The 12,403-nt window shown below is 75.6% G+C and carries 9 protein-coding genes; 2 read left to right on the forward strand and 7 right to left on the reverse strand.

The annotated features are described in order from the left end of the window. The first annotated feature begins 94 nt into the window (after positions 1-94). Positions 95-523 (forward strand): type II toxin-antitoxin system VapC family toxin, encoded by a 429-nt coding sequence (locus AMK13_RS08825; RefSeq protein WP_074001745.1) that lies wholly within the window; start codon positions 95-97, stop codon positions 521-523. Here AMK13_RS08825 and AMK13_RS08830 read toward each other — a convergent pair. The 6 genes from AMK13_RS08830 to AMK13_RS08855 all read right to left on the reverse strand — a co-directional run bounded on the left by AMK13_RS08830 (position 508) and on the right by AMK13_RS08855 (position 10,411). After that, positions 508-1,806 carry a C40 family peptidase gene (locus AMK13_RS08830; RefSeq protein ID WP_074001746.1) on the reverse strand — a complete coding sequence of 433 codons (1,299 nt, stop codon included), beginning with the start codon at positions 1,804-1,806 and terminating at the stop codon, positions 508-510. The genes AMK13_RS08825 and AMK13_RS08830 overlap by 16 nt on opposite strands. Positions 1,807-2,100: 294 nt before the next feature. Next, positions 2,101-3,174: a hypothetical protein gene (locus tag AMK13_RS08835; RefSeq protein WP_181970613.1), complete on the reverse strand. Its 1,074-nt coding sequence runs from the start codon at positions 3,172-3,174 to the stop codon at positions 2,101-2,103. Between the two features lie 89 nt (positions 3,175-3,263). Beyond that, positions 3,264-5,105 carry a threonine/serine ThrE exporter family protein gene (locus AMK13_RS08840; RefSeq protein WP_241852799.1) on the reverse strand — a complete coding sequence of 614 codons (1,842 nt, stop codon included), beginning with the start codon at positions 5,103-5,105 and terminating at the stop codon, positions 3,264-3,266. Positions 5,106-5,224: 119 nt separating this feature from the next. Then, positions 5,225-5,878, reverse strand: a complete 654-nt coding sequence (locus tag AMK13_RS08845) for a DedA family protein (protein ID WP_049659017.1) — start codon at positions 5,876-5,878, stop codon at positions 5,225-5,227. Positions 5,879-6,084: 206 nt separating this feature from the next. After that, positions 6,085-8,445, reverse strand: a complete 2,361-nt coding sequence (locus AMK13_RS08850) for a hypothetical protein (protein ID WP_074001748.1) — start codon at positions 8,443-8,445, stop codon at positions 6,085-6,087. A gap of 61 nt (positions 8,446-8,506) precedes the next feature. Then, entirely contained in the window at positions 8,507-10,411 is a 1,905-nt protein-coding gene (locus tag AMK13_RS08855) for an ATP-binding protein (protein ID WP_074001749.1), read from the reverse strand. A 255-nt stretch (positions 10,412-10,666) separates the two neighbouring features. Between AMK13_RS08855 and AMK13_RS08860 the strand changes: the two genes are divergently transcribed. Further along, on the forward strand, positions 10,667-11,041 hold the full coding sequence (locus tag AMK13_RS08860; RefSeq protein WP_074001750.1) for a hypothetical protein: 375 nt from the start codon (positions 10,667-10,669) through the stop codon (positions 11,039-11,041). 34 nt (positions 11,042-11,075) lie between these two features. On the opposite strand, the gene AMK13_RS45800 is transcribed toward AMK13_RS08860, so the two are convergent. Beyond that, a complete protein-coding gene (locus AMK13_RS45800) occupies positions 11,076-12,236 on the reverse strand; it encodes a TetR/AcrR family transcriptional regulator (protein WP_074001751.1) in 1,161 nt (386 codons plus the stop codon). Positions 12,237-12,403: the final 167 nt, after the last annotated feature.

The raw sequence follows: 12,403 nt of genomic DNA on the forward strand, positions 1-12,403 counted from the left end.
CCTTCACGGCGGTCCTCGTGGCGTCCACCGCGGGCGGCGCCCGCGGGAGTTGACTGGTCGGCGATCCCCGCGCCCCGAGGAGGCCGCCACCGCCATGGCCACGTACGTGATCACTCCGGAGGTGGCCCTCCACCTGGTCCGGGACGGGGCCGCGACCCCCGCCGGGCACCAGCTGCCGGCCCCGACCCTGCTGCGCTCCCAGCTGCTGTCGCTCCTCTACGGGGCCGTCCGGCGCGGCGAGTTGGCCGAGCGGGACGCCGAACGCGCGCTCGACGCGGTGCGGGCGCTGCGGATCCGGCTGCTCGGCGACCGCGTCCTGCAGGCCACCGCCTGGCGGATCGCCGAGCGGCTCGGCCTGCCGGACACCCTGGACGCCGAGTACCTCGCGCTGACCCGGCTCCAGGCGGACGCCCTGGTCACCCTCGACCCCGCCCTCGCGGCCGCCGCCGAGGGGGTGGTGCCGACCGCCCCCGTCGAGGTGCTGACCGGCGCCCACCGGCCCGGGGGTCAGGGGCGGGCGTAGAAGTTCGGGGTGCCCATGATCCAGAGGCTGGCCTGCTTGACCGGCATGCCGGCCCGCGGGGCCTCGATCATCTGGTCGTCGCCGATGTAGAGCCCGACATGGTAGATGTCGGCGGCGCGGCCGGTGTCGGTCCAGAAGACCAGGTCGCCCGGGCGCAGCTGGCGGTAGCCGATCGGGGTGCTCTGGGCGTACTGGTCGGCGGCGAAGTGGTTGAGCTGCCGGCCGCCCTCGCGCCAGGCCATCATCGTCAGCCCGGAGCAGTCGTAGCCGCCCGGGCCCTCGCCGCCCCAGACGTAGGGCAGGCCGATCTTGGACTTGGCGAAGGCGATGGCGGCGGCCGCGCCCTCGGCGGACCACGGACGGGCGGGGGGCGGGGCCTGGGCCCTGGCAGCGGCGGCCGCCGCTGCCGCCTCTGCCGCCGCTGCGGCCTCGGCTTCCCGGGCGGCCTGTTCGGCGGCGGCGCGGGCGGCGGCCTCGGCCTCGCGGGCGGCGATCGCCTCCAGGGCCTCGCGGCGCCGGCGTTCCAGCTCGACGGTGGTGTTCCGGGCGGCGGCCAGTTCGACGAGCAGCTGCTCGCGGCGCTGCCCGGCGGCGGCCACCTCGCTCTGCTGGGCGGCCAGCCGCTGTTCGGCCCGGGCCTTGGCCGCGCCGACCTCGACGGCGGCCTTCCCGGCGGCCCCGGTGGCGGCCCGGGCCTCGGCGGAGGCGCGGCGGGCGGCGGCGGCCGTGGAGGTGGCGGCGTCCAGGATCTGCCGGGTGCGCTCGCTGACCTGGCCGACCGCGGCGGCGCGCTCGCCCGCCTCGCGCGGGCCGTGGGCGCCGAGCAGGGCGTTGAGGGCGGACAGTTCGGCGCCCGCGCCCTGCCGGTAGGTCTCGGCCGCGAGCCGGGCCGCGTCCTCGGCGGCGGCCACCCGCTCGGTCTCGGCGGCCGCGGCGCGCTGTGCGGCGGCGGCCTCCTCGGCGCGGGCCCGGGCGAGGGCCAGCTGGGCACCGTTGTAGGCCTCGACGGTCTGTTCGGCGGTGCGCCCGGCCCGGTCCAGCTCGGCCCGGGCGGCGGTGAGGGCGGCCTCCAGGGCGGCGGCCGAGGAGGCCTTGCGCTCGGCCTCGGTCCGGGCCCGGTCGATCTCCTCGGTGGTCGGGTACGGCTCCTCGTCCGCGGGCCGGCCGACCGCCGGTACACCGGTGACGGGTTCGCCGAGCGCGGGGGCGGCCTGGGCGGCGGGAAGCAGTCCGAGCAGTGCGGTGAGGGACAACAGGAGGGTCGGCAGGAGCCTGCGAGCCACGCGACATCATCCCTTCTGACGGGTCCGGAGGGGACGGCGTCGGACGGTGCGCGGCATCGGGGCGGGCGGGCGACGGCCCGGCGGCCCGGTGGTGGCGGGGAGTCCGATGAATCATCCCATCACGTGACAGAACGGTCACATGACGCTCATGTTCTCAATTCCGGCAGGCTTCACACCTGGAAAAGTGCTCCGCCGGTCGGGTGACGATCAGATGATCTGACCAAATGTCGGCTCCGAGCAGGCGCCCGAGGCGGGCCGCGAAGGGCGGACGAGAGCGGGCGGCGGCCGGACGGACTACCGGCCGATCCGGCGGGTGTGCGTCCGCAGCCTGGGGTGCCGCGCGGGCCGGCTCTCCAGCCCGGTCGGACCGACGGCGAAGGCCCGGCTGCGCCCCGCCCGAACCGTACGGCGACGCTGCTGCGCCAGGCGGGAGCGGTCCGGACCGGGCCCGACCGCCGGGTCCGCCGCACCCGGGGCCCGCCCCGCCGTCCCGGCGGCGGCCGCCGAGCGGCGGTCGGCCAGGCGGGCCTGACGGCGGGCCAGCGCCCGGGCGGCGTGCGCGTCGAGGTGGGCGCTGGCCCGGGCGGCCATCCGCTCGGCCACCCGGTGCGCGGCCGGGTGGTTGGCGGGCACCTTGTCGGGGGCCCCGGCGATCAGGTCGAAGAGCCAGGTGCGGGCCCGGTCCGCGCGCCGGTGCAGCAGGCGCTCGCGCCGCAGCGCACGCGCCCGGCGCCGGGGGCGCGTGGCGTACCGCCAGCGGGCCCAGGGGCTGCTCGGGCGGGCCAGCCGGATCGCCCCGATCCAGGACAGGCCGGGGACCATGATCCCGAGCAGGCCGGTCCACACCTTGCCCTTGAGCAGGGTGACCACCGAGGCCAGCGAGTTCACCGAGATGATCGTGATCAGCCCCCACCTGGTCTCCTCGCCGGGCACCACGCCGAGCGGCACGTACCCGACCAGCAGCAGGGAGGTGAACAGGATGCCGAAGATCACCGCGTCCACCGACTTGCGGCCCTGTTCGCTCCAGTACACGTCGTCCAGGTGCAGGATCAGCGCGAACTCGTCCAGCACCAGGCCGCAGCCGATGCCGAAGGCCAGCCCGAACCAGTCGATCCACGGGTGCCCGCCGTAGGTGGCGAACACCCCGATGCCGCCGAGCAGCAGGAAGCCCAGGCCGAACACCATGTGGTGGATGTGCAGGCCGCCCGGGGTCACGTTGCCCGGCCACCAGCGCACCTGGGCGCGGATCATCCGGACGCTGAACCGGATGAAGACGAAGGAGGTGATGAATCCGACCAGCAGCAGGAACAGCGGTTGCTTGTGCGCGGCGACGATGTGCTCGCGGTAGCCGTCCAGCAGTGTCGTCATGGGTCTTACCTTCGTTCCTGGTCCTGCGTCCTGCCTGCCGTGACGTGGCCCGGGGCCCACGTCTCCCCCAACACCGGGTCGCCGTCCGGTCAGAAGCCCCGGGTGCGCTTGGCCGCCCGGCGGGGCATGACCGGGTAGAGCGACGGGCGCTCGGCGCCGACCGGCAGCTTCAGGAACAGCCGGGCGATCTCCCCGCCGAGGTTCACCCCGACCGCCAGCGCCATCGCGATCGCCGCCGCCCGGAAGACCGACACCAGACCGGCGCTGGAGTGCCCCTGGGCGAAGGCGAGCATCCCGAGGTAGAGCGCCGAACCGGGCATCAGCGGGCCGATCGCGGCGGTCACGTACGGCAGCGCCGAACCGTTGCGGTAGCGCGCCATCAGCTGGCCGAACAGGCCGACCAGGCCGGCCGCCACACCGGTCGCCGCGATCGGGTTGACGCCCGCGTTGTACACCAGCGCACCGTAGCTGGCCCAGCCGATGCCGCTGTTGACGGTGACCAGGGCCAGCGTCCGGCGGTCGGTCTGGAGCAGCGTCGCGAAGGCCAGGGTCAGCAGCATCGCGGCGACCATCTGGACCGGCGGGTAGTTGACGCCCACCAGGCTCTCGTCCGGGCGCAGGTTCGCCTCGAAGCCGACCCCCAGGTAGAGGATCACCATCACCCCGATCACGATGCCCGCGACCAGGTAGACCACTTCCAGCAGACGGGCCGCGGCGGTGATGTAGAAGCCGGTCAGGCCGTCCTGCACGGCGGCGACCAGGGCGCGCCCGGGCAGCAGGGCGAACAGGCCGCCGGTGATCACGACCGAGCCGCGCAGGCCCCAGTCGTTGAGCGAGAGGATGATGCCGGAGGCCGCGGCCGGCATCGCGGCCGCCACGAACTGGTAGAACTCCGGCAGCCGGCGCTTGGCCAGGGCGGAGGCCAGCCGGTCGCCGAGGACGGCCGCGACGAAGGCGCTCGCGAAGACCAGCCAGGCCTTGTCGTCGATCTTCCCGCCGACCAGGAAGGTCGCCGCGCCGGCCAGCAGGCCGGTGGTCAGGGCGAGGAACCAGGCCGGGTACGGGTGCCGGTTGCGGCGCATCGCCGCGAGCCGGCGGTAGGCGTCGTTGACCGTCACCTGCTCCGCGGTGATGTCCGCGACCAGCGCGTACACCGCGTCGAGCCGGGTGTAGTCGGAGGTGCGGCGGCGCACCACGCGGTCGGCGGTGACCGGCGGCTCGACCAGCGAGGGCTGGTACGAGATGCCGATCAGGGTGAAGGTGACCTGCGGCTCGCAGCGGTCCAGCCGGTAGGCGTGCGCGATGCCGAGCATCGCCGCCTCGACGTCCTCGGCGGCCTCGCCGCTGGCCAGCAGCAGCTCGCCGATGCGCAGCGTCAGGTCGAGGATGCGCGGGACGTTGCGGGTGACGGCCGCGGAGGGGTGCATCTCGCGGGCGGTGCGCTCGAAGGCGGGGCGCTCGGACATCGGGGTGCGCAGCAGGGTGCGCATCCGGTCCGGCCAGGGCGCCTCGCCGGGGGCGCCGGCGGTCAGGTCCGGGACCGGGATGCCGGTGGGCGGGGTGTAGCCGGCCGCCCGCCACTCCTCGGGGGTGAGGGTGTCCTCGGCGACCGAGCGGCGGCGGACCGGGCGCTCGTCCTCGACCCGCCCGGCCTCGACCCGCCCGGCCTCGACCCGCCCGGCCACGGACGCGGGCACCGGCTCGGACACCCGCTCGGGCTCCGGGGCCAGCAGGCCCCTGGTCTCCGGGACGGGCGGCACGAGCGGCACGACGGTGGTGGGCTCGACCACCGGGGCGGGGTGGCCGAGCAGGCCCTCGGTGGGCGGGGCGTCGGCGGGGTGCACCGGCTTCGGGGACGCCTGCCGCGGCTGTCGGGCCGCCCGGCCTCCCCTCGCCCGCTTGCCCGCACCCGGTCGGCCCCGCTTAGGCACTTCCACTCCTTGCCGCCCCTGGCGGCCGCCGGCCACCGCTCGATCTCGGGTTACACCTTGCCTGATCGAACAGCCCGACGCACATGTACGCGGCGTCCCGTGGCCGGAGCGGCGGACGCCTACCCGGCGCGGTGCCGGTCGGCGGCGGCCGCACCGGAGCGGCGTGCCCGCAGCAGCTCGACCGCCACCGGGATCACCGAGACCAGCACGATGCCGACCAGGATGGCCTCGATGTTGTCCCGGACGAACGGGATCTGCCCCAGGAAGTAGCCGAGCACGGTGACCCCGCCGCCCCACAGCACGCCGCCGACCAGGTTGAACACCACGAAGCCGCGGTAGTTCATCCTGCTCACCCCGGCCACGATCGGGGTGAAGGTGCGCACGATCGGCACGAAGCGGGCCAGCACGATCGCCTTGGGCCCGTGCCGGTCGAAGAAGGCGGCGGCCTTCTCCACGTTCTCCTGCTTGAAGACCCGGGAGTCGGGGCGGCGGAACAGGCTCGGGCCGACCTTGCGGCCGAAGAGGTAGCCGACCTGGTCCCCGGCCACCGCGGCGACCACGATCAGCGCGCAGACCAGCCAGAGCGGCTGGTGCAGGTAGGTGCCGCCGGCCACCAGCAGGCCGGTGGTGAACAGCAGCGAGTCACCCGGCAGGAAGAAGCCGATCAGCAGGCCGGACTCGGCGAAGACGATGGCCAGGATGCCGATCAGGCCGAAGGTGGAGATCAGGGTGGTCGGATCGAGCCAGGACGGGCCGAGGGCGAGGCTGGTCACGGTGCGGGCACTCCGAAGGTCGGGTCTTGGCAATGGAATGGTAAAGCATTGACAAAGACTCGGGGCGGCACCGGATGGTTCCCGTCGGACGGACGGACGCGGCGCGGGCAGGGAGCGGGCCGCACGCGGTGAGAGCCCGGGAACGCGTGCGGCCCCGGCGGGGGCCCGGGAGGGCCGGCCTGCCGGGGCCGTACGGTCGGGGGCGGTCAGAGCCCGTAGCGCTCGACCGTCTCCTCGTGCCGGGCGAGGTCCGCGCCGGCCGCCTTGGCCAGCTCCGGCCAGGCGAGCGGGTGCGCCCAGCCGCCGGTCAGCCGCAGCAGCAGGGCGTCGGCCTCGGCGGCCGAGGCGGTCGGCGGCACGCCGAGGGCCGCGTAGACGCCGGGCAGGGTGTCGCCGCCCTCCGCCGGGTCGGTGATCCGGTACTCGTCGCCGCTGTACACCCAGACCGCGCACCCGGCCTCGTGCAGCTCCTCGCGCAGCGCCGACCACGGCTCGTCGCCGGGCCAGCCGCCGTCGATCCAGTACGTGGTGTACCCGGCCGGGTCGAGCAGGGTGAGCAGCTCGAACACCGGGCGCCAGCGCTGCCGCTCCTCCTCGGGGGCGTCCTCGGCCGGCGGGCGCTCCAGCAGGGCCGGGGCGAAGACCACCACGTCGCCGTGGTTGAGCGTCAGGTCGTCGCCGAGCACCGGCAGGATGCGGGCGGTGGCCGGGCCCGTCCGGAGCGCGGGCAGGTCGGACGTCGCGCCGTTGGTGCGGGTGGCGCGGACGGTGACCAGCTGCCACTCCTCGTCCACCGGGCCCTCGGGCTCGTCGAACTCGATGTCGAGCAGCGCGCCGGTGGAGCGGACCACGGCCCAGTCCCGGTTGGCGGTGGCGGCGGTGATCAGGTGCCAGAGGTCCGGCTCCTGGACCGTCCGGTGGCCGTCCTCCTCCTCGGCGGCGCCGTCGGCCGGCGCCGCGCGCTCCAGCAGCTCCAGGTACATCCGCTGGGCGGTGGCGTGGTCGCCCAGTTCGGTGGCGGCGTGGGCGGCGAGGCGGCGGGTGTTGAGCACCTCGTCGTCCAGCGCCAGGATCTCCTGGCACCGCTCCAGCGCCTCGTCCCAGCGGCCCTCGGCGGCGGCCCAGCGGGCCCGTATCCAGTGCCCGTCGGCCGGGGCGGTGACGGCCACCCGGTCGGCGAGGCGGCGGATGCCCTCGGCGTCCCGGGCGTCGATCAGCATCTCGCCGAGCGCGCCGGTCAGCTCGCGGTCGGCCGGGTCGTCCTCCAGGTGCCGCCACAGCAGGTCGGCCGCGGCGCGGGCGTGGCCGAGGCCGCCCAGCACGGTGGCCAGGAGCACCGCCAGTTCGGTGGCGCCGGCCTGCTCACCCCGGTACCGGTCCAGGGCGACGGAGAGCAGGTCGGCGCCGGTCTCGTAGGGCACCCCGACCTCGGCCAGGTGCGCCGCCAGCTCGCCCGGCGGGACGGGCAGCTCGGGCTCCGGCAGGGCCTCGGCGGCCGCGCGCAGGGCCGCGACCTGCTCCGACACGCCGTCGGTGCGCCGCAGCCGGGTGAGCTTGCGCTCTCCGGTCGCGGCGAGGGTCAGGGCCACCGTGCGGGCGCCGCGGGCGAGCGCGAGCCGGCCCGCCGCCAGCAGCAGGTCCACGCAGGGGCGGTGCGCGCCGACGCCGTCCAGGTAGCCGACCCAGCCGGCCAGGACGGCGCCCAGCTCGGCGTCGTTCTCCCGGGCGCCGGCCGCGACCAGCAGCTCGGCCGTCTCCGCCCAGGTGCCGCGCAGGTCGGCGTGGCGTTCGGCCTCGGCCCGCTCGGGCAGCAGGGCGAGCGACTCCTCGGTGCGGCCGAGCGCGGCGAGCGCGCGGGCCCGCAGCAGGGCGCCCCAGCGCTGGTCCCGCTCGTCCAGCCGGCGCCCCTGCGTCTGCTCGGCCCGCTCGGCCGTCGCCAGCAGCTCCAGCACCTCCTCGTGCCGGCCCAGCAGGTGCAGGGTGCCGGCCCGGGCCTGGTGGAAGCGGAGCGAGACCGGCTGGCCGGCCGCCCGCATCCGGTTGGCCGCGGAGTCCAGGTGGTCCAGCGCCTCGGCCGCCCGGCCGTCGTCCTCCAGGGCGTCGGAGTACTCGCGGGAGAGGCAGTCGTAGCAGGCCCGGTCGGGCTCGATCCGGTCGAGCGTCTCGCCGACCACGGCGAGGCGCTCGGCCACGTACCCCGGCCCGTCGACCCGGGCGTGGCAGATCGCGAAGTCCTGCACCACGCAGACGGACTGCGGGCAGCCCTCGGTGTCCTCCCGGTGGGCGAACTCCAGCAGGTCGACCGCCTCGGGCAGCACCGCCTCGCCCTGCTGGCGCTTGTTCAGCAGGTTCTGCATCCGCCAGTGCCGCAGGTAGACCTCGACCCAGGGCAGGCCGAGCGCCCGGGCGGCGGCCACCGCCTCCGGGTAGAGCGCGTCCAGCTGCTCGTTGCGCCCCTCGGTGGCGTGCTCGGGCAGCTCGACGATGGCGTCGGCCAGCCGGTGGTGGCCGGCCTCGGCCAGTTGCCGGTGGGTGTCCCGCACCCAGGCCCAGATGTCGGTGGTCATGGCTGTTCCCCCTGCGTCGTGCTGATGAGTTGTCTACCGCACCCCACTGACAGTCCGTCCGTCACGGCTCCTCCGTGAGCGCGCCGGGGCTGTCCGGGACCTCCGGCAGCCCGGCCGGGACGGCGGCGGTCAGCGCGGAGACCGCGGTGCCGATGCCGGCCAGCGCGGCGGTGAGGTCGCCCTCGGACGGGCCGGACGAGGCCGCGGCCATGATCACCTTGATCGAGCGGAGCAGCCCGGCCGCGGTCGCGCTGCCGGTGTGCCCGGCGCGGTAGGCGGCGAGCAGGTCCCGGACCGCCGGGCTGGCCAGGTTGAGGTAGAGCCGGGCCCGGACCCCGCCGTCGGTGCGGGCGGTGAAGGCGCGGGCCAGCCGCAGGGCGGCGGACGGTATCCGGGCGTCCGCCTGGTCGTCCTCGATCCGGGCCTTCAGCTCGGCCTCGCGGTCCGGCACCAGCACCAGCGGCAGGCCGGGCGGGTCGAAGCGGGCCGGGACGAGCTGCTCGCCCGGGTCGGCGAGGGCGCCGGCCAGCCAGGCCGCCTCGTGCTCCGGCAGCGGGCGCTCCGGGTCGCGGAACAGCTCGCGGTTGCCGCGTTCGCTGCCCAGCTCGACCACCCGGCAGCCGCGCAGTTCGGCGTAGCGGTGCAGGAACGGCAGGACGGCGTAGCGGTCGCCGCGCGCGATCGGCACCCGCATCGCCCGGTACAGCATCTCCTCGAAGCCGCCGCCGCTGCCGAGCGCGACGTGCACCGCGCCGCCGCCCGCCGCGCGCAGCGCGCCGGCCGTGAGGTCGCCCTGGGAGGTGGGCACCGGGACGTCGTCGGCGAGCAGGGTGAACAGCCGCTCGTCGCAGAGCGCGGCGCCGAGCAGGTCGTTGCCGTGCCGGGTGAGGATGCGGCGCCAGGCGGCGGGCCGCAGCCGGGCGGTCTCGTACAGGCCGTCCACGATGGCGTCGGCGAGGGCCTTCCGGAGCGCGTGGTAGTGCTCGTCGCGCTGGAGGTCCTCGCGGCTGGCCGTGGGGGTGAGCCGGTCGGACTCGACCACGCCGCCGATGAACCCGGCCCAGCGGGGCAGCAGGTCGCGGGCGTCCTCGGCGAGCAGCATGCCGCGCAGGTAGACGGCGAGGTCGCGGTTGTCGCTGCTGCCGTAGCTGCCGCCGTCCTGGACCCAGAGCAGGCCGACCGCGTCGGTGGCGCCCTCGACCGGCTCGACCGGGAAGGCGGTGAGCGGCTCGAAGCGGCGGCCGAAGGCGGCGGCGAAGCGCATCCGGGCGGCGTACGGGTCGCCCTCCGGACGCCCGCGCCAGGGCACCTCGACGGAGTTGACCGGCCGCTCGTCCTCGCCGACGTGGACCGGGACCGACAGCAGCACGCAGTAGCGGCCGAGCACGTCGCGCAGGACGTCCTCGTCGGCGAGGTGGCCGTGCTCGGCCTTGAGCGCCAGCTCGACCACCGTGCCCGGCCGGGGCCGGGCGGGCACCGGCTCGACCTGGTACTGCTCGCCGCCGCGGCTGCGGTAGCGGTGGCCGAGCCCCGGCTCGCGGTGCGAGGTGGTGGTGACGGTGACCTCGTCGGCGACCGAGAAGGCGGAGAGGAAGCCCAGGCCGAAGGCGCCGATCAGCTCCTGGTTGCCGGTCAGGTCGCGCAGCATCCGGGTGTAGCCGGTGCCGACGGTGGCCAGGTAGGAGTGGATCTCGGGTTCGGTGAGGCCGGCGCCGGTGTCCTCGATGGCGACGGTCCGCCGGGCGGCGTCGGCGCGCACCCGGATCAGCGGGCGGTGGTCGCCGTCCGGGTCCTCCAGGAGCCGGCGGGTGTGCGAGTCGTGGGCGTTCTGGACGAGTTCGCGCAGGGCGACCAGCGGGGTGGAGTAGAGGTGGGTGGCGAGGACGTTCACCAGGCCGCCGAGATCGACCTCGGTCGTGCGCAGCTCCTCGGCGGGGGTGAACTCGGGCGGGGCACCATCAGACATGGGTCCTCAGTGTGCCAGTGCGACTATCTGGCGACCATTTCTTTCTTCTTGACGCCTTCCCGATGGAATGACGGAATGCGGTCAACTTCGACAACGTCGAATTGACCACCCCTCCACCATCGGGGGAATTGCCACCCGTTCGGTGGAGTTCGTCCACCCCACTGGTGAATGCTGAAGGCGCGACGCCAGGTCCCGGCGCCCCGGGGCGGCCGCTCCGGGCGGCACCACCATTCGCTTCTCGCCAGGGAGACCAGCGTGTCCCGTATTCGCGCAGCCGCCGCCGTCACCGCCCTCGGGGCACTCCTCCTCGTCGGCCTCGGTGCCGCCACCGCGCACGCCGACAGCGGCTCCGGCGCCGGTGCGGGCGACCGTTCCAACGGCAGCGTGGTGAGCGACTCCGGCTCCGGCAACATCATCGGCACCGTCCACGGCAATGTGGTCAACACCCAGCAGACGGCCACCGGTTCGGGTGCGGGCAACCAGAACAACGGCGTCGCGGTGACGGGCAACGGCGGGACGGTCAGCGCCGACCAGGGCAACACCGTCCAGCACAAGTCCCTCCGGCGCGACGCTCCCCGGCGCGACCGCGGCGTCGACGCGCAGGTCTACTACCCGCACGTCCTCTACTAGGCCCCGCCGCCGACTCGCCCCGGGGGAGCCTCGGTCAGGAGAGCCCCAGCACCGCCCGGCCGAGCCGCAGCAGGCAGTCCCCGAGGTCCGGCCGGGCGTTGTGCGGTCGGTTCCGCACCCCGTCGTTGACCAGCGCGAACAGCGCGTGCACCCGGATCCGGGCGGCCGCCGCGTCGTACCCGGGACGCACCTGCCGCAGCAGTCCGACCCAGGTGCGCAGGAAGTCCCGCCGGAAGTCCACCGCGGCCCGGCGGTCGGGCGGGGCCAGCCGCTCCGTCTCGCTGAGCATCGCGCCCAGGTAGTCCCCGTTGCGCAGCGCGAAGTCGACGTACGCGCCCAGCCCGGCGTCGAGCGCCGCCCCGGGCCCGGCGGCGGCCGCGATCGCGCCGTCCACCTCGTGCCAGAGCCGCTCGCGGCTGCGCACCAGCGAGGCGGCGAGCAGCTCGGCCTTGCTGTCGAAGTGCCGGTACACGCTGGGGCCGGAGATGCCGACGGCGGCGCCGAGCTGGTCGGTGCTGACGTTGTCGAAGCCGCGCTGGTGGAACAGCCGTACGGCCGCCGCGAGCAGTTCCTCCCGGCGCGCCCGCGCCCCGGGCTCCGGCGTCGGCCGCGGCTCGGCCACGGCGCCGGGCCCCGCGGCCGTACCGCCCGGGGAGACCGCGAGGACGGCCGCGACCACCTCGCGCAGCAGCGCCTCGGCCCGTCGGGGCTGCGGCGCCGCCGACTGGTAGGAGAGCCCGGCGCAGGCCGAGAGCGCCGACCAGCAGAGCAACTCGGCGTCCCCGACGGCGAGTTCCGGCCGTTCCGCGCGCAGCACGGCGACCATCAGGGCGACGTCCGCGCGCAGCTCACGGCGCAGCGCCGCCCGCCGGGCCGGCGGCAGCAGCCGGGCGTCGCGCTGCACCAGGGTGCCGAGCGCACGGTGGCCGACCGCGACGGCGGCCAGCGCGGCTCCGAGGTCGGCGGTGGTGCGGGCCGGGCGCAGGCCTTCGGCGAGCGCGTCCAGTCCCAACCGGACGGCGCGGTCGAGCAGTTCGGGCTTGCCGCGGAAGTGCCGGTAGAGCGCGGGCGCGGTGATGCCGACACCGGCGGCGACCTCGGTCATCGAGACCTGGTGGTAGCCGCTGCGGTGGAAGCGGTCGGCGGCCACGGCCAGGATCTGGGCGCGCCGCCCGGGCGGCCGTCGGACCACCATGGCACGCCTCCCCGCCGTCTCCCCCGGACACTCCCAGCAGGCTAGCAAGGATTCACTTGCCGCCCCCGCCGCCCGTGCTCCAATAGCCTTCGGACGCTGGACAGTCGAAGCTACCCCGGATTAACTTGTGGGGCCATCACCAGGCACGTTCCGCCCCGGCCGGCAGC

Source organism: Streptomyces sp. CB02056 (assembly GCF_001905545.1).
Lineage (GTDB): Bacteria > Actinomycetota > Actinomycetes > Streptomycetales > Streptomycetaceae > Kitasatospora.

Bases quoted from the DNA above. Each gene is read 5' to 3' on its own strand.
- AMK13_RS08825 (WP_074001745.1), top strand. From the start codon at position 95: ATGGCCACGTACGTGATCACTCCGGAGGTGGCCCTCCACCTGGTCCGG.
- AMK13_RS08835 (WP_181970613.1), bottom strand. From the start codon at position 3,174: ATGACGACACTGCTGGACGGCTACCGCGAGCACATCGTCGCCGCGCAC.
- AMK13_RS08850 (WP_074001748.1), bottom strand. From the start codon at position 8,445: ATGACCACCGACATCTGGGCCTGGGTGCGGGACACCCACCGGCAACTG.
- AMK13_RS08855 (WP_074001749.1), bottom strand. From the start codon at position 10,411: ATGTCTGATGGTGCCCCGCCCGAGTTCACCCCCGCCGAGGAGCTGCGC.
- AMK13_RS45800 (WP_074001751.1), bottom strand. From the start codon at position 12,236: ATGGTGGTCCGACGGCCGCCCGGGCGGCGCGCCCAGATCCTGGCCGTG.